Source organism: Variovorax sp. Soil_C_12, from assembly GCF_057657375.1.
The window spans coordinates 44,742-61,514 of sequence record NZ_JBDGIO010000014.1; the positions used below are offsets into that span (position 1 = coordinate 44,742).

At 68.2% G+C, this 16,773-nt stretch carries 14 protein-coding genes and 2 pseudogenes; 3 read left to right on the forward strand and 13 right to left on the reverse strand.

The window, feature by feature from the left end:
- Nucleotides 1–21: 21 nt before the first annotated feature.
- Genes AC3A6X_RS28480 through AC3A6X_RS28500 form a run of 5 tightly spaced genes read right to left on the reverse strand, consistent with a single transcriptional unit; the run spans nucleotide 22 to nucleotide 6,510 of the window.
- The gene (locus AC3A6X_RS28480; protein WP_487845303.1) at nucleotides 22–1,119 is read right to left on the reverse strand and encodes a WD40/YVTN/BNR-like repeat-containing protein; all 1,098 of its coding nucleotides are present in this window, start codon (nucleotides 1,117–1,119) and stop codon (nucleotides 22–24) included.
- Nucleotides 1,119–2,477, reverse strand: coding sequence for a DUF1329 domain-containing protein (locus AC3A6X_RS28485; RefSeq protein ID WP_487845304.1), 1,359 nt, complete (start codon nucleotides 2,475–2,477; stop codon nucleotides 1,119–1,121). The genes AC3A6X_RS28480 and AC3A6X_RS28485 overlap by 1 nt, the downstream gene beginning before the upstream one ends.
- 20 nt (nucleotides 2,478–2,497) lie before the next feature.
- Nucleotides 2,498–4,186, reverse strand: a complete 1,689-nt coding sequence (locus tag AC3A6X_RS28490; RefSeq protein ID WP_487845305.1) for a DUF1302 domain-containing protein — start codon at nucleotides 4,184–4,186, stop codon at nucleotides 2,498–2,500.
- A 44-nt stretch (nucleotides 4,187–4,230) separates the two neighbouring features.
- Nucleotides 4,231–5,001: a coniferyl-alcohol dehydrogenase gene (locus AC3A6X_RS28495; RefSeq protein ID WP_487845306.1), complete on the reverse strand. Its 771-nt coding sequence runs from the start codon at nucleotides 4,999–5,001 to the stop codon at nucleotides 4,231–4,233.
- 33 nt (nucleotides 5,002–5,034) lie between these two features.
- A complete protein-coding gene (locus tag AC3A6X_RS28500; protein ID WP_487845307.1) occupies nucleotides 5,035–6,510 on the reverse strand; it encodes a benzaldehyde dehydrogenase in 1,476 nt (491 codons plus the stop codon).
- Nucleotides 6,511–6,880: 370 nt separating this feature from the next.
- Here AC3A6X_RS28500 and AC3A6X_RS28505 point away from each other — a divergent pair.
- Nucleotides 6,881–8,044: pseudogene (locus AC3A6X_RS28505) on the forward strand (sigma 54-interacting transcriptional regulator); the annotation flags it as partial.
- Here AC3A6X_RS28505 and AC3A6X_RS28510 read toward each other — a convergent pair.
- Nucleotides 7,982–8,170 (reverse strand): annotated as a pseudogene (locus AC3A6X_RS28510) (hypothetical protein); the annotation flags it as partial. The pseudogenes AC3A6X_RS28505 and AC3A6X_RS28510 overlap by 63 nt on opposite strands.
- On the opposite strand from AC3A6X_RS28510, the gene AC3A6X_RS28515 reads away from it, so the two are divergent.
- The gene (locus AC3A6X_RS28515; protein WP_487845432.1) at nucleotides 8,135–8,596 is read left to right on the forward strand and encodes an AAA-type ATPase lid domain-containing protein; all 462 of its coding nucleotides are present in this window, start codon (nucleotides 8,135–8,137) and stop codon (nucleotides 8,594–8,596) included. The pseudogene AC3A6X_RS28510 and the gene AC3A6X_RS28515 overlap by 36 nt on opposite strands.
- On the opposite strand, the gene AC3A6X_RS28520 is transcribed toward AC3A6X_RS28515, so the two are convergent.
- Nucleotides 8,586–9,215, reverse strand: a complete 630-nt coding sequence (locus tag AC3A6X_RS28520; protein ID WP_487845308.1) for a TetR/AcrR family transcriptional regulator — start codon at nucleotides 9,213–9,215, stop codon at nucleotides 8,586–8,588. The two genes, AC3A6X_RS28515 and AC3A6X_RS28520, sit on opposite strands and share 11 nt — an antisense overlap.
- A gap of 275 nt (nucleotides 9,216–9,490) precedes the next feature.
- Between AC3A6X_RS28520 and AC3A6X_RS28525 the strand changes: the two genes are divergently transcribed.
- Complete coding sequence (locus tag AC3A6X_RS28525) at nucleotides 9,491–10,696, forward strand: aromatic ring-hydroxylating oxygenase subunit alpha (RefSeq protein ID WP_487845309.1); 1,206 nt, start codon at nucleotides 9,491–9,493, stop codon at nucleotides 10,694–10,696.
- Here the strand turns inward: AC3A6X_RS28525 and AC3A6X_RS28530 are convergent.
- The 6 genes from AC3A6X_RS28530 to AC3A6X_RS28555 all read right to left on the reverse strand — a co-directional run bounded on the left by AC3A6X_RS28530 (nucleotide 10,693) and on the right by AC3A6X_RS28555 (nucleotide 16,765).
- Nucleotides 10,693–10,995: an SDR family oxidoreductase gene (locus tag AC3A6X_RS28530; RefSeq protein WP_487845310.1), complete on the reverse strand. Its 303-nt coding sequence runs from the start codon at nucleotides 10,993–10,995 to the stop codon at nucleotides 10,693–10,695. The genes AC3A6X_RS28525 and AC3A6X_RS28530 overlap by 4 nt on opposite strands.
- A gap of 107 nt (nucleotides 10,996–11,102) precedes the next feature.
- Nucleotides 11,103–12,227, reverse strand: a complete 1,125-nt coding sequence (locus AC3A6X_RS28535; protein WP_487845311.1) for a substrate-binding domain-containing protein — start codon at nucleotides 12,225–12,227, stop codon at nucleotides 11,103–11,105.
- Nucleotides 12,228–12,265: 38 nt separating this feature from the next.
- Nucleotides 12,266–13,360, reverse strand: a complete 1,095-nt coding sequence (locus tag AC3A6X_RS28540; RefSeq protein WP_487845312.1) for an ABC transporter permease — start codon at nucleotides 13,358–13,360, stop codon at nucleotides 12,266–12,268.
- A complete protein-coding gene (locus AC3A6X_RS28545; RefSeq protein ID WP_487845313.1) occupies nucleotides 13,357–14,928 on the reverse strand; it encodes a sugar ABC transporter ATP-binding protein in 1,572 nt (523 codons plus the stop codon). Before AC3A6X_RS28545 ends, AC3A6X_RS28540 begins: the two co-directional genes overlap by 4 nt.
- Nucleotides 14,910–15,839 (reverse strand): YncE family protein, encoded by a 930-nt coding sequence (locus tag AC3A6X_RS28550; RefSeq protein WP_487845314.1) that lies wholly within the window; start codon nucleotides 15,837–15,839, stop codon nucleotides 14,910–14,912. The genes AC3A6X_RS28545 and AC3A6X_RS28550 overlap by 19 nt, the downstream gene beginning before the upstream one ends.
- Nucleotides 15,836–16,765 carry an SMP-30/gluconolactonase/LRE family protein gene (locus AC3A6X_RS28555; protein WP_487845315.1) on the reverse strand — a complete coding sequence of 310 codons (930 nt, stop codon included), beginning with the start codon at nucleotides 16,763–16,765 and terminating at the stop codon, nucleotides 15,836–15,838. The genes AC3A6X_RS28550 and AC3A6X_RS28555 overlap by 4 nt, the downstream gene beginning before the upstream one ends.
- Nucleotides 16,766–16,773 lie beyond the last annotated feature (8 nt).

Consider the following 16,773-nt stretch of genomic DNA (forward strand, 5'->3'; position numbering starts at 1 on the left):
GCGTTGAAGCGGTTCTTTTTGTCAGTCGAGCGCCAGCGCGGGCAGCCGGCGCATGCCGCGCAGGCTGGCCAGCACCAGGGCGCCGTCAGCGGCCACGGCGATGCCGGCCACCGGCACGGGCTCGCGCGAGGGGATGCGGCGCAGCGCGGCCGTGTCGTGCCGCGCCAGCAGCAGATCGCCGGCCTGCGTCGCCAGCGCGAAGCCGCCGCCCGGCAAGGCCGTGCCCGCGGCCACGGTCAAGGGCGTGGCGCTGTCCAGCCTGTCCCAGTGCGCGCCATCGTCGCCGGAGCGAAAGGCCGAACCGCGCAGGCCGTAGGCCACCAGCGCGCCGCCACGCGTGCGCAGCAGGCCGAAGAAGCTGCCCTTGTAGGGCGAAGGCAGCGGCGCGAAGCTGGCGCCGCCATCGACGGAGCGCAGCAGCAGGCCCTGCTCGCCGGCGACCACCAGCGTGCCGCCGGCCGCGCGCACGCCGTACAGGTGCAGGCTCCTGGGGTTGGGCAGCCGCCCGAGCCAGGGCTCCCAGCTGCGGCCGCCGTCTGCCGTGGCGAACATCAGGCCATACGCGCCGATGGCGAAGCCGCACTCCGCGTCGGTGAACTCGAGGTCGAAGAAGGGCTTGTCCGCGCCCTCGCTCACCAGTTGCCGCGCCTGCTTGATCGCGGTGGCATCGCCCGTGCGCTGCGCGGCCGTTTCGATCAAAGCCGCCGCGGCCAGGCCATCGAGCTGCATCTGCCAGCTCTGCCCGCCGTCATCGCTGCGCAGGAGGGTGCCCAGATGGCCCGCCGCCCAGCCGGTGCGCTCATCGACGAAGCACACGCTGGTGAGCGTGGCCTGCAGCGGCACCCGGGCCTGTGCCCAGTGCGCGCCGTGGTCGTCCGACAGCAGCACCGTGCCGCGTTCGCCCACCGCCACCAGGCGCGTGCCTGCACGGCTCACGGCCAGCATGGCAGCGCCCAGCGCCTTGGGTGTGAGCACCGCCGGCGACGACAGCACCGCGGGCGCGGCCGATGCGGTGGGTGCCGCACGCGCGCGCACCGGCAGCAGCGCGGGCAGCGCACAAGCGGCCAGCCCCGCCACGGCGGCGCGCCGTGTCAGCCCGTTGGATGCCGCAGCGGCCATCAGCGTAAGCCCTCGTTGGCCAGCGCTTCCGGGCTGAAGAAGGTGCGCGGAATCGGCGCCAGCACCTCGTACTGCTTGCGCAGTTCGTTGGAGGCCATGTTCAGGTAGTAGGCGCCAGTCTGCATGTCATAGCCGCCCCACAGCACGAAGCTGGTCACCGCCGGGATGTCGGGCGCGGTGAGCATCAGCGAATAGTTGGTGCGCCACAGCTGGCCGTTGGCGTCCCAGCCGTCGAACAGCACGATCTGCCAGGAGTCTTCGTCGATGTAGTACTTGCGCTTGGGCACCACGTGGCGCTTGCCGGCGGCCAGCGTGGCTTCCACTTCCCACACGCGGTGCAGCTCCCAGCGCACCTGCGCCGGGTTGAGCGTGTTGGGCGTGACCAGCTCGTCCACCTTGGCGGCGGCCGCGCGGTTGTTGTTGTAGGGGATGTAGATTTCCTTCTTGCCCAGCAGCTTCAGCTCGTGCTTGTCGATCGGGCCGAAGAGATTGAAGGCTTCGTCGAACAGGCCGATGCCCGAGGTCACCGAGTCGGGCGTGTCGTAGGCGACCGAGGGCGCCTTGCGCACGCGGCGCTGGCCCACCAGGTACTGCCACAGGCCGCGCGGCACCGACTCGTTCATGCCGTCGTGCGCCAGGATGGCCTCGCCGGCCTTGGAGCCGGGCTCGGTCACGAGGAACTTGCCGAACTGGTAGTAGCCGTCGAACTTGTCGGCGCTGCCGTCCTTGTCGTAGTAGGCCTGGCGCACCGTCTGCACGCCGCCCGAAGCCATTGCACGCCGGCCGTCGGAGGTCACCACCCACACGCGCACGGGCATGGCGTAGTTGCCGCCCTTCCACGCCAGGCGATGGTTCCAGATCGCCTCGTAGCCGTCCTTCGGAATCGGGAACGGAATGCCGCCCCAGGCGCCTTCCACGCCGTGGCCGCCATCGACCGTTTTGGCCTGCGTCGCGTTCCTGAAGGTGTTGTCGTACACCGATTGCGGCGCCGCCGCGCTGCGGTGCGTGGGATAGACGTCGATGCGGAAGTCGGGGTACTTCTTCATCAGCGCCTGCACGCCGTCGGTCAGCTTGTCGGCGTACTGCGCCATGTTCTTGGCGTTGATCGACAGCACCGGCTTCTCGTCCGCGTACGGGTCGGGCCTGGCGTCGCCGTTCTTGTAGCCGGGCGGCGCCTTGGCGAGGCCACCGTCCCAGGCGGGGATGGTGCCGGCCTTGTTGCCGGCCTTCTCCGCGCCCACCGGGGTCAGCGTGGACTTGAGCTTGGCGGCCTCGTCCGCGCTGACGGCGGCCTGGGCCGAAACGGCGGACGCCAGCAGGGCGGCCAGCAGCAGTGATTGTTTTGCGGTCTGCATCATGGTGTGTCTCGATGGTTTTTTCAGAAAGTGCGGGAGACGCTGAGCGACAGGTAGTTGCGGTCCTTCAGCGTCTGGCCAAAGGACAACATGCGCGTGGGCGTGCGCGCGTCGGCGACCGTGAAGGTGTTCTCGTTGCCGAAGAAGGCCGTGTAGCTCAAGGCGATGTTCCAGGTGTTCTGGTACTTGCCCTTGATGCCGAGGGTCACGTCGCCCGCGTTGGAGGCGCCGCCCGCGAAATTGAAGATCGCCGAGGAGCGGCCGCCGAAGTTGTAGCCCAGGCCCATCGGGATCGACAGGTCCAGGCCGGGCAGCACCTGGAAGTACTGCGGCTCGAAGATCATGCGGAAGGCGGCGGCCGAACGCGTGGTGTTGGGGTCCAGCCCGCCGAAGCCGGTCGTGGCCGGGTTCTTGGTGACGCTCATCACGCGGTTCCACGCCAGCTCGGCCAGCACCACGCCGCCGTCCCACAGGCCGGACTTCTTCAGCACGTAGATGCCCGACAGGTTCAGGTGGGCCGTCTTGCCGATGGCATAGCACGGATTCGCCGCCGTGCCATTGCAATTGATTGGCGGCATGAAAGGCGCGCCGCCCAGCACGGCCGGGTCGCTGGTGAGCGGGGCGTCGGCGCGCATCGAGCCTTCGAGCGCCCAGTTCAGCTGGCCGATCGACGAGGTGACGCTGGCGCCCACGGTCTTGATGCCCTTGGCGTAAACCGTGTGCGCGTTGCCGTTGACCAGGTCGAACACCGGCACGGCCGGCGTCTTGTCGTTGTAGCGCGCCGCATAGAAGCCGTACTCGAAGGCGCTGCCGGTCGGCGACCAGCGCAGCTGCGCGCCGAACTGGCCGCTGTTGCCGGGCTTCTGGTCCTTGCTGTTGTCGGTGACCAGCACCGGCGGCAGCGGCGGGCCGAAGTACACGCGGCCGCCGCCGATGTAGTCCTGGTTGGAGAAGTAGCTGCCGACCCCGGGGATCTTGCTGGGCCGCCACTTGAGCTGGTAGTAGCCGCCCAGCGTCACGCCCTCGGCCAGCTGCAGCGTGCCGGAGATCTGCTCCACCGGCAGCAGCACTTCCTTGAACTGCCAGTTGGGCACCGAGGCGATCTTGGCGATGTCGACCGGCCCTTGCGCCGCGGCGATGCCGTTCTGGCCGAAGAACAGGCTTTCACCGTATTGCAGCGCGTGCTTGCCCACGCGAATGGAGGCGGGCATGTCGCCGAGCGATCCCTTGGCATAGACGAAGGCATCGAGGAACTGGTCGCTGCGGCCGTGCTGGCTACGCGTGGCGGGAAGGAACTCGTTGGGCGCCTGGCCCGGCTGGTTGCTCACGCCCAGCGAGCCGTCGTTGGCGTTGGCGCCCAGGTACTTGGAGTCGTACCAGGCCGCGTGACTCAGGCGCAGGCCCCAGTTGCCGTGGTTGTAGTCGAACTCGGTCAGCAGGTCGAAGCGGTTGGAGACCACGCCCTTCCTGAAGTTGGCGTCGCCATCGTTCTCGTTGGCCACGCCGCCGTCGCCCCGCGCGCCGGGCGAGGTGAGGGTGGGCGAAGGGTCCTTCAACCGATACGCCAGGCTGTACTTGGGCGTGAAGTCCAGCCGGATCTTGGCGTCGGGGTCGCTGGACTCCAGCTCGATCGCCAGCGCCGGCAAGGCGCAAGCCAGGGAGCAGGCCAGGACCAGCGCTCGCGGGCGGAAGGGAAGGGATGCGAATGTCATTGTGTCTCCTCGTCTCTCTCTCTATTTGTTGTGTGGATGGCGGGTCAGATGTAGGTCGATGCCAGCCCTCCGTCGACGGGGATGTTGGCGCCGCTGATCCAGCGCGCCTCGTCGCTGCACAGCCACGCGATCACCGGCGCAATCTCGTCGGCGAAGCCGGGGCGCAGCATGCGGTGCGCATCGGCCTGCACCCGTTCCTGGCCGAGCATGCTCACGAAGTCGCCCAGGATCGGCGTGAACACCGGACCCGGCGCGACGCAGTTCATGCGCACGCCGTGTTCCAGAAACCACTTCTGCGACTGCGTGGCACTCCAGACGATCAGCGCTTCCTTGAAGTACTGGTAGCAGGTCTCCTGCGGCACGGGGTGGTCGCGCAGCCAATGGGCGCCGGCCTCGAAGCCTTGCGCGGCGGCCAGCGCCTTGTGCGGCGCCAGTCGCTGCGCCCATTCGGCGCCGAGGATGGAGGCCACGTTGACGATGGAGCCACCGCGTGGGATGCGCGGCAGCGTCTGTTCGGTCAGATGGCGCAGCCCCAGGTAGTTGATGTCGGCGACGAGCTTGACGGGCGCCGTGCCGGGCACGCCGGCGATGTTGCACAGCGCGTCGAAGCGCTCGGGCAATTGCGCCACGGCCGCATCGATGGCGCCAGCGGAACTCAGGTCGGCCTTGACGAAGCCGTCGAGCGTGAGGCTGGGGTCGTTGCGGTCCATGCCGATGACGCGGGCGCCGGCAAAGCGCGCGATGCGCACCACCTCGGCGCCGATGCCCGACGACACGCCGGTGACGACGATGGTTTTTCCTTGAAGCTGCTGCATGGGATGTCTCCTCGTGGGTTCAGTCGATAAAACTCAGAACGGATAGGGATGCGGCGCCTGCTTGATGGTCAGCCACTGCCACTGGGTGTATTCCTCCCAGTCGGCCGGGCCGCCCACGCTGCTGCCGTTGCCGGCGATGCCGGGGCCGCCGAAGGGGTTGACGCACTCGTCGTTGACGGTCTGGTCGTTGATGTGGACCATGCCGGAGTTCAACTGCGCGGCGATTGCCATGGCCCGTCCGATCGAGGGCGAGATCACCGCCGACGCCAGGCTGCCCTGGTGGTCGTTGGCCAGGGCCACGGCTTCTTCGTCGGTCTTGAAGGCGATGATGTTGGCGACGGGGCCGAACACTTCTTCGTCGAACACGCGCATGCCGGCCTTCACGCCCGCCAGCACCGTGGGCTTGTAGAACAGGCCGTCGCTGCTGCCGCCGGCCAGCAACTGCGCGCCGGCCGCGATGCTGTCCTGCACGATGGCGTGTACGCGGTCGCGCTGCTTCGCGTCGATCAGCGGCCCCAGGGCCACCTGGCCGCTGGCGCCGTCGCCCACCGGCAGGTGCTGGGCCTTCGCGACCAGCCGCTGCGTCAGGGCGGCGGCGACGCTCTCGTGCACGAGGATCCGATTGGTCGCCATGCAGATCTGCCCCTGGTGCAGGTAGGCACCCCAGGCGGCATTGCTCGCGGCCACGTCGAGGTCGGCGTCTTCCAGGATGATCAGCGAGTTGGCGCCGCCCAGCTCCAGCGTTACCTTCTTCAGATGACGACCGGCCAGCTCGCCGATGCGCCGGCCCACGGCGGGCGAGCCGGTGAAGGCGATCATCGGCACGCGCGCATCGGTCACCAGGGCTTCGCCGGCGGCGGCGTCGCCGGGCAGCACCTGCAGCAGGCCGGCGGGCAGGCCTGCCTCTTCGAACACGCGGGCGATCATGAAGCCGCCGCTCACCGGCGTGCGCGAGTCGGGCTTGATCACCACGCCGTTGCCGGCCGCGAGCGCCGGCGCCACGGCGCGAAGGGTGAGGATGAGCGGGAAGTTGAAGGGCGAGATCACGCCCACCACGCCGCGCGGCACGCGCCGCGCGAGGCTGGTGGTGCCGCTCGCGCTCGGCAGGATCTGGCCCTGCGCCTGTAGCGGCATGGCCGCCGCCAGATGGCACAGCGTGACGGCCTCGCGCACCTCGTGCTGGCCTTTGGGCAGGATGGCGCCGGTCTCTCGGGCGACGTAAAGCGCCAACTCGTCGAAGTGCTGCTGGAACAAGGCCGCGGCCCGTTGGAACACGGCGGCCTTCTCGCGCGGCGCGACCTGCGCCCAGCTCTTCTGCGCTTGCGCTGCGGCGGCCGTGGCCAGCCCCACGTCCTGCGCGTCGGCGATGCCGATGGCCGCCATCACCTGGCCCGTGGCCGGTTCGACGACCTCGCGCACACCGCCTGCGGACGCGACCCAGGCGCCGTTGAACACCTTGCCGGCCCAGACCGCCGCGTCCAGGAACGCCAGCTTCTCCGAAACACCCATGACTCACCCCTTGCGAAAAAGTTGATCGGCTGGCCGCGGGTGCAAATGCCCGCGGCGCGCCTTCTTTTCGCAACGGGCGTACCAGCGGCGCCGCGGCGGGGTGACCCGACGCCGCTGCGCGACGCCGGTTTTCATTGGGGGACTAGGTGAATTCCCGGGGTCTTTATGGTTATCTTGAGTAACTGGTTTACCCGGATCGACGCTTTCACGAAATGATCAAAAAATTGATCACTGCTTTCACCAAACGATGAGCCCGAAATTGATCAAAGCCACTGCCTCACCCGTCCCGGAGCGGATCTCGCTGGCCGAGGTGGCGCGCGCCACCGGCGCCGCGCTGGGCCGTTTCGACGGCGCCGAAGTGGCGCGTGCGATGAGCCGATTCGAGGCCTCGCATGTGAGCAGCGAAGAGCACCCGACGATTGCCGACATCAGCGAATGCCTGTTCTTCTCGCCCGGCGACGGCCGCATCTGGCTGCAGGATCAGCGCATGGTGCTGCTGCATACCGAGGCGCTGGGGTCGCTGCGGCGCGAGCTCATCGACAGCCTGGGCCAGGAGAAGGCCCGCGGCCTGTTCACGCGCGCGGGCTACGTCAGCGGCGCGCGCGACGCGCAGCTGGTGCGCGAGCATTGGCCCGAGGCCGAGCCGGCCGCGGCCGCCATGGCCGGCACCCGCCTGCATGCCCTGGAAGGCCTGGTGAAGGTCGAGCTGGTGCATGCGCGCTATGACCCCGAGACCTCGGACTACGAGGGCGAATTCCTCTGGCACCACTCGAGCGAGGACGACGAGCACATCGCCGCCTACGGCATCGGCGGCTCCCCGGCCTGCTGGATGCAGGTGGGCTATGCCACCGGCTACGTCAGCACGCTGTTCGGGCGGCTGGTGGTGTTCCGCGAAGTCGCCTGCCGCTCGATGGGGGAGAGCCATTGCCGCGTGATCGGAAAATCGGCGGAGCGCTGGGACGACGTGGAAGAAGACATGCGCTACCTGCGTGCGCGCGACTTCGTCGGGGTGTCGCAGTACGGCAGTGCGCCGCCGCAGGCCGCGGAGTTGCCCACGCCACCGCGCGGAAGCGACGCGATGGTGGGTGCGTCATCGGCATTCAACGCGGCCTGCCACCTGTTGCACCGCGTTGCGCCGACCACGGCCACCGTGCTGTTTACCGGCGAGTCCGGCGTCGGCAAGGAAAGGTTTGCCAGCATGCTGCACAGCATCGGCCCGCGGCGCGACAAGCCCTTCGTCGCGGTGAATTGCGCGGCCATTCCGGAGACGCTGGTCGAGTCCGAGCTGTTCGGCGTGGAGCGCGGCGCCTACACCGGCGCCGGCGCGGCGCGGCCGGGACGCTTCGAGCGCGCCCATGGCGGAACGCTGTTCCTGGACGAGATTGGCACGCTGAGCTACGCGGCCCAGGGCAAGCTGCTGCGCACCTTGCAGGAGGGCGAGGTCGAGCGCGTGGGCGGCACGCGCAGCATCCGGGTCGACACGCGCGTCATCGCGGCCACCAACGTCGATCTGCGCCAGGCCGTGCGCGAGGGCAAGTTTCGCGACGACCTGTTCTTCCGGCTCAATGTCTTTCCCATTCACCTGCCGCCGCTGCGCGAGCGGCGCGATGACGTGCCGCTCCTGATGAGCCATTTCCTGAAGCATTACGGCCGCAAGCATGGCCGGCAGGTCGCCGGCTTCACGCAAGCTGCCGTCAAGGCGCTTCTGAACTACGACTACCCCGGCAACATCCGCGAACTGCAAAACCTGATCGAACGCGCCTTGATCGTCGTCCCCGAGGGGAGCCTGATCGAAGTTCAGCACCTGTTCACCAGCGGCGAGACGCTGGACAAGAACGTGCTGTCGGTTCGACCGGATGGCCACCTGGCCGGCGCGGCCGGCGCCTCGCCTCCGCGGGCCACGCCTGCAAACCGCCCCGTGGCAGAGGGCGGGCACGGCGCCGGCTCATTGGGGCAAGCGGAAGAGGCGCTGATACGCCGTGCGCTGGAGCAATGCGGGGGAAACCTCTCCGCAGCGGCGCGCGTGCTGGGTGTCACGCGTCCCCAGCTGGCCTACCGTGCGCGCAAGCGCGGCATCACGAGCTGACGACCGCTCGCGCCTGTCGCCTCGGTGCCGTCCGTCCGGAAATCACGTCGCTCTCTTGCGCTGCCCGGATGTAGCCTGCGACCGCACACTCCACGTCGCGCACCAGTTCTTCAGTGCCGGGGCAGACGTCCTGCACCAGCAAGGCCTGCTCGACGATGGCGTCGATGATCGCAAACGCGTTGAACGCGGTACGCCGCGGATCGAGCGCCGCCGGCCAGTCGGAAGACGCGACGAGCGCATCGTGAAACAGGCCCACGAACTCGCGGTAGATCTCGCGATAGCTTTCGGGTGAGGAGAGGCGGCGCTCGACGAACAAGAGCGCACGCCATTCGTCGGCATGACCGAGCAGGTCGTGCACGTGCGCTGCCACCATCGCGCGGATCGTCTGCTCGATCGTGCGTGGAGCCGGCGCCTCGGCCGCCTGCGCGAGGATCGCGGCCTGCTTGCGCATCCAGCTGCGAACGGTAACCGCGGCAATGGAGTCCTTTCCGGGAAAGTACAGGTACAGGGTCCCCAGGCCTACGCCCGCGACGCCTGCGATGTCGCGCATCGAGACCTTCTCGTAGCCGCGCTCGACCAGCAGCAGCACGAAGGCATCCTGGATTGCGCCGGTGGTCATCCAGGCGCGCGACTGCAAGGGTCTGCGGCGAGGCTTCACGATCGAATTCATGCAGGGATCTTCGGGGTTCGCAGCGGCTGCTGCAAGCCGCCCTCTGCGGGTGGCGCAAACCTGAACATCCCGCGTGCATACGCCCCGCAATCGCCTCCGGCGCAGAACCTGAACACGCCTCGCACGCATCGGGCTTAAGCTGATGCTCACCTCTTGGTTCACCCTGCGGGCGTCCGCGACCATGGGGCAAGCGAGTGACTCTCCACGGAAGGGAAGCGATCAAGATGAGCAATCCGAGCACCACCCCGATGCCCGCCACGCTGGCCGATCTGGTCCATCGTCTGGACCAGGCCCGGCTCACCGGCACGCGAGAGGAGGGCGAAGAGGTGGGTACGGTTTCCACTCGCCGCTACACGGACCCTGCGCATTGGCAGCAAGAGCAGGCGTCGCTGTTCGGCCAGTGGCCCATCGTCGCTGCCCACAGCGCCGAGCTTGCGAAAGAATCGGCACTGCCTTTCGACGCCCTGGGCGTCCCCATCGTCCTGACCCGGGCGGCGGACGGCCGCGCGCGCGCCTTCCTGAACGTCTGCCGGCATCGCGGCATGGCCTTGGTCAGCGCCGACGGGCCCGAGCCGGCCAAGGCCAAGGCCTGCAAGGCGCTCGTGTGTCCGTACCACGCCTGGACCTACGAGCTCGATGGGCGGCTGCGGCATCGCCTGCACGCGCAGACCTTCGAGGGCTTCGACCCGGCCACGCTGAACCTGGTCGAGCTCCCGTGCGACGAGGCGGGCGGGCTGATCTTCGTCAAGCGCAAGCCCGGCGAGGCGTTCTCGGCAGCGGCATTCCTGCAGGGGTTGGACGCGCACCTGCACTGGATGGGCTTGCCCGGGATGACCGTGTTCCGCAAGGTGGATCGCGTGCACGCCGCGAACTGGAAGCTTACCGTCGATGCCTTCCTGGAGGGCTATCACATCCGCGTGCTGCATCGCGAGACGATCTATCCCTTCTTTGCCGATGCGTACACGGTCAACCTGCATGCAGGGCCGCACCAGGACTCGCTGGTGGCGCGGCGAGCCGCCTTCGAGGCCTTCTCGCCGCCGCCAGACCGCTACGCCCTGTGCAAGCTGGCCACGCCGACACAGCTCGTGTTTCCGAACACATTCCTCATCTGGCACCCCGACTACGTGAGCCTGATCGGCATGTTCTCGCCGGCGGTGGACCAGGTCCGCTGGGTTCACACCATGCTGATTCCGCCGGATCGCACCGGCGAAGACTGGAATGCCCATTGGGAGAAGACCTTCCAGCTCATCGAGCAGACGGTCTTTCAGCAGGAGGACATCGCCACCGCGGTGGCGATCCAGCGCGGCCTGGCCAGTGGTGCCAACACGGACTTTCATCTGGGCCGGCTCGAACACGGGGTGTTGCGCTTTCACCGCGGCATCGACGATGCCATCGGCGGAACGCTGGTGCCCATGCTCAGCTCCGGCTAGACCACCATCGGCGTCAGCGCGCCGTCCATCGTGATGAGTGCCCCCGTGACGTAGCTGGCACAGTCCGACACGAGAAAGACGGCGGCGTTGGCAATTTCATGGGGGTGCGCGTAGCGGCCGAGCGGGACCCGGGCCTCGTTGGCCTTCAGCAGCTCTTCCTCGGGCTTGCCGGTCAGGCGCGATTCCGTCTCGAGCGAGTTCTTCACGCGGTCGGTGTAGGTCGCGCCCGGATTGATCGATCCTGCACGCCTTGCGACCATCGACTGCAGCGCCGCGTCCATCGCATGCACCCTGCACACCAATGGTTCCGCTCGCTCGTGGCGTGCTTTGCGAAGCAACGGTGCGCGACGCAATGCCATAGAACCGGTCTAGTCGCTCGCGGGCCTGCGCCAAAGGCCCGGACGAATCACTTGCCCCAGATTTTCCGATAGGCGTCCCGGTAGCCGTTGTCCGGATCGAAGCTGTTCTTCGGTCCGCCGTCGCTCTTGATGTTGTCGGCCGTCACGAGATGCACCGGCGTCGAGTAGCCGCTGGGCGGCTGGCCGCCGAGCGCACGGTTGACTTCGTCGACCATCTGCCAGCCATGGAGGTTGAGCGGCTCGGGCACGGTGCCGGCCTGGAAGCGCTGGTTGCGGATGCGTTGGTACGCAGACTCCGAGCCGTCGCCGCCCGAAAGGTTCTGGAGCGCCTTCGCGCTGCCGCCGGCCGACTGCAGGGTAGGGCCCATGAAGTCGAAATAGAGGTCGTTGATGCCGAGCGAATAGCTCCACTTGGCGCCGTGACGCTGGATCAGCGAGGTCGTCAATTGCGGCATGCGGGTCGAGGTGTCGGCCAGTGGCGTGTCCTCGACGCCGAGCAGAGTGCAGCCGGCGCACTTCTTGATGACGTCCGCCATCGCGTTGGACTTGGCGATCGCGACCGCATAGGCCGAATCAGTGAACACCACCACGCCCGCCTTGCCCTCCGACTTTGCGACCGCATAGAGCGCCGCGATCTCCGCGACGTCCTGCGCCCTCGTCGTCACGTTGAAGAACATGCCGTCGACCGCGCCGGCTTCCTTCGCGGCATGCCAGCCGACCACCGGAATCTTGCTCTCGGCGGCCTTCTTCACGTTGGTGGCCTGCTCCTTGGCGTCGAAGCCGCCAAGCAGAATGCCGGCCGGCTTGAGCGCCATCGCCTGGTTGAAGGCGGCGGTGCGGCCCTGCACGGTGCCCTGGCCGTCGAGCACGCGGACCTTCCATCCGATCGCCCGGGCGGCTTCTTCCACGCCCTTGGAGACGCCGAGCACGCCACCGTTGCGCATGTCGGAGGCGACGAACACGAGGGTCTTGTCGGCCGCTGCCCTGGGCCCGGTGGTGGGGCCATCCCACTTGTTCTTCGGTGCCGTCGCGGCGGCGACCTTCTGCTTGGCCAAGGCGAGGAAGTCGTCTGCCATTGCGTGGCCGCAGAGGCTCGCAAGGGTCGCGGCCAATGCGCCGGCGAGCGCCGTGCGGCGGGCGCTCCGCATCGCTGCATGGAGGGATGTTTTCATGGGTGTCTCCTGGTTGTGGTTGGGGGTTGAAACGGAACTCAAGACTCCAAGGGCAGCTTCGGTGCGACGCCCGGATGCGATGCAATCTGCTGCTCGGCGATGCGGCGCTTGATCGACTGGCCGCGCTTGCGCTGCGCATAGCCCGCAATGCCGATGGACACCAGCAGCGTGACGCCGTTGAACAGCGGCTCGACGAAGAAGGCGCCGCCGAACTGCTGGATGCCCGAGATGCCCACCGCGAGGATCGCCACGCCGACCAGCGTGCCCCAGACGTTCACGCGGCCGGGCCGGATGGTGGTGGACCCAAGGAAGGCGCCGACCAGCGCCGGCAGCAGGAACTCGAGCCCCACGCCGGCCTGGCCGATCTGCAGCCGTGACGCCAGCACGACGCCCGCGAAGGCCGACAGCGTGCCCGAGGCGACAAAGGCGCCCATCACGCATTTCTGCAAAGGAATGCCGTTGAGCACGGCCGCCTTCGGGTTGGAGCCGATCACGTAGAGCGCACGGCCGATCGGCGTGTGCTCGCTCACCAGCCAGAGCACGACGGCCACGGCCAGCACGTAGAACGCCGTCACCGGCAGGCCTAGAAACTCCGCGCCGGCGATGTTGACGAATCCGTCCGGCAGGCTGCCGATCACCTGCCGCCCGCCGCTGTGCCACAGCGCGATGGCGTACAGCACGGTGCCGGTGCCCAGCGTGGCGATGAACGAGTCGATCTGCGCCTGCTCCACCAGCACGCCGTTGAGAACGCCGAACAGCGCTCCGCACAGCAGCACCACGGCAACCGCCACAGGCCAGGGCAGCCCGAAATGGGTCTGCAGGCTGATCGCGAGGATGTGCCACAGCACGATGCCGTAGCCGACCGTGAGATCGATCTTGCCGGTCATCATCGGGATGGTGGCGGCGAGCGCGAGCAGCGCGATCACCGACTTGTCGCTGAGGATCGAGCGCAGGTTGAACAGCGTGGGAAAGCTGTGCGGCAGCAGGATGGAGAACAGCACGATCAGCCCGAGCGTCAGCACCGGCAGGCCGTAGACCGGCGCCTGCCGGCCGATGCGGCCCAGCAGGCCCGAAACCCTGGCGTCGAAGGACGGATCGGGTTCGAGCGCAGTGGCCTTGATGGAAGTGGTCATGATGCGATTGCCTCTTGCGTTGTGGAGTTCTTGAATCGTGTTGCCGGCTCGTCGCCGCCCGCCGCGGCGACCAGCAATCCGGCGACGTTGAGCGCGGCACCGTCCAGTTCGCATGCCACCGTGCCGCCGCGAAACACCATGGCGCGCGTGCACACGTTGGCGACTTCCTCGAAGTCGGTGGAGATCACCAGCACGCAGACGCCGGCGTCGGCCTGTTGGCGCAGGATCTCGTAGATCTGCCGCTTGGCGCCCACGTCGACGCCTGCGGTGGGCTCTTCCAGGATGAGGAGCGGCAGCTTCAGGTTCATCCAGCGCGCCAGCACCACCTTCTGCTGGTTGCCGCCGCTGAGGTTCTGCACCTCGGCCTGTGGCGCCGGGGGATTGACGTCGAACTGCCGGATCAGGCGCTGCGCCTCGATCGACTCCTCGTGCGGAGCCAGGCGCGTCATCAGGGTGCCGAGCGTCAGCGCGGGATTGGGGAACAGGTTCTCCTGCACGCTGAGGCTGCCGCCGAGGTTCTCCTCCAGCCGGTCGGCCGCCACCAGACCGATGCCGAGCCGGATCGCCTGTGCAGGATTGCGGGGCGCCACCGCCTGGCCTGCGAGCACGATGCGGCCCCGCTCCAGTGCGGACAGCCCGAACAGCAGGCGGCCGATCGCCTCGTGCCCGGCACCCCGCAGCCCGATCAGGCCCAGCACCTCGCCGCGGCGCGCCTTCAGCGTGACCGGGCCGGCATTGGCCGAGTACACCGCGTCGAGCGCCAGCACGGTCTCGGTGCCGTCGCCGCGGGCCTTGGGCAGCGAGACGTCGAACTTGCTGCCGACGATCAGTTCGACCAGCTCCGCGGCGCTCGCCTGCGCCGTGATGCGAGTGCCGACCAGCTTGCCGTCACGCATGACCGCGGCCCGATCCGAGATGTCCAGGATCTCGTCGAGCCGGTGCGAGACGTAGATCATCGCCACGCCGCGCTCGCGCAGTTGCCGCAGCAGCGCGAACATGCGCTGCACGTCAGCCATCGGCAGACTGGCGGTGGGCTCGTCGAGCACCAGCACCCGGGCGTCGGCGTCGAGCGCGCGGCCGATCGCGAGAAGCGACTTTTCGGCACGCGTCAGCGTGAAGACGCGTCGCCGTGGATCGATGTCGCAGCCGACATGCCCGAGCACGCGGCGTGCGTTGCGCTCGACCTGCCTCCAGTCGATCAACCCGAGCCGGCGCGGAAAGCCCATGCCGAGCGCCACGTTCTCGGCCACCGTCATCCATTCGACGAGGCCGAGGTCCTGGTGGATGAAGGCCATGCCTTGCCGTTCGCGCGGCGCGGCACGCCACTCGGCCTCGGGACGCCCGTGCAGCGCGACGCTGCCGCTGTCCTGGCTGTAGACACCCGCCAGGATCTTGATCAGGGTCGACTTGCCGGCGCCGTTCTCACCCAGCAACGCAAGGATCTCGCCGGCGTGGAGGTCCAGCGAGACATCGTCGACGGCCTGGGTGCCGCCGAAGCGCTTGCTGAGCGCCTCGATGCGCAGCACGCGGGCTGCGGACGCCGTGCCGTTCACAGCAGCACCGCGCATGACACGTCCGGCTCGCGCTGCGTCCCGATGAAGCGTTCGAAGGCCAGCGTCTCCATGTTGAAGTAGCCGAGCTGGTCGTTGTCCTGGCTCACGAAGGCGAGCGGCCGAGTGGGATGGAAGCTCAAGGCGATCGGGCGCGCCTCCATGGGGATGTGGGCCAGTTCCTCCAGGCTCGCCGGATCGACCACCGACAGGCTGCGCTCCCCATAGTTGGTGACGACCAGCCGCCCGTCGCGGTGGAGAAAGAGGCGCGTCGGGTCCTCGCGCGAGGGCGCTTCGCGCAGCACCTTCATGGTGGCGGTGTCGATGACCGCGAGCGTGTTGCTCCAGCGGTTGGTGACGTAGAGCGTCTTCTCGTCGGCCGACAGCGCATGGCCCTCGGGCTTCTCGCCGGGCGAGCAGGGCACCGGCGCCACCGTGGCGTCGTGCGGCCGGATCCTGGTGACGGTATGCGAGAGCAGGTTCATCACGTAGGCCGTCTGCCCGTCGCGGGTGAGCGCGAACAGATGGCTCTTGATGCCCCCGGTGGGCACGGCGCGCCGCGGCGCGGTGTCGGTCTCGGGGTGGTCGAGCACCACCAGCTGCGCCCGGTCCTCGCTCAGCGCATAGAGGCGGCCTTGCTGGTCCATCTGCATGCCGTGCAGCCGGTTGAAAGGGGCGATGTCGATGGTGCGCGCGAGCCTGCGCGCCGCGATGTCGATCTGGAAGATGCGCGTGCCGCCGTGGCCCAGGTGGCCCGATGTCTCGACGCCGTAGTGGCCGACGTAGGCAAAGCGCTTCGCAGCGTCCACCACGAACTCGTGCGGAAATTCTTCGAGGGCGATGCTGTGCAGCCGTTCGCCGCTCGCGATGTCGTAGTAACTCAAGCAGTGGCTGCACTTTTCCACCAGGAGCAGGATGTCTTGTGTCATGGACGCTGGATTCCTTCGGTACGAAGAACGATTCGATAGAGCGAGCTGCTCGCCGCAATGTAGAGCTGGTCGCGTCGCGCACCGCCGAAGCAGAGGTTGCCCACCTTCTCGGGCACGTGGATCTTGCCGAGCAGGCTGCCGTCGGGGTGGTAGACCTGCACGCTGTCGAGGCTGCTGGTGTAGATCCAGCCCTGGGCATCGAGGCGAAAGCCGTCGGGCAGGCCGGGGTTGACCTCGGCGAATACGCGTCCGTTCGCGAGCGCGTCGTCGCGCACATCGAACACCATCAGGTGATGGCGCCCACTGCCGTCGGAGCGCATCGCAGCCGAGGTGTCGCTCACGTAGAGCCGCGATTCGTCGGGCGAGAAGGCCAGGCCATTTGGCTCCTGCACGGCATCGGTCATCGCGTCGAGGCGGCCGCTTGCCGGATCGAAGCGGAACACGAAGTTGGCGGGCTGCTCGCGCTCGGCGCAATGACCCTCGCGGTCGCTGGCAATGCCGTAGGGCGGGTCGGTGAACCAGATCGTGCCGTCGCGCTTCACCACGAGGTCATTGGGCGAATTGAGGCGCTTGCCGAGATAGCGGTCGACCACGACCTCGTCGGGTGCATCGGCGCGCACGCCGCCGGCCGAGACGCGCGTGCGCACGATGGCGCGCAAGCCGTGCGAGCAGTGGAGCAGGTCGCCGTCGAGGTCGCGGGTGTGGCCGTTGGTGAATTCGACGCCGGTGCGCCATACGGTCATCCCGTCTGGCGCGGACCAGCGCAGCATCCTGTTGTTCGGGATGTCGCTCCAGAGCACGGCGTCGTCCTCGTGCATCCATACAGGCCCTTCGCTCCACTGGGCACCGGTCCACAGTCTCTCGAGCCGTGCGCCCTCGACGACGGGGCGCAGGCGTTCGTCGATGATGTCGATGGGGGTGTCCATGGGGCTCA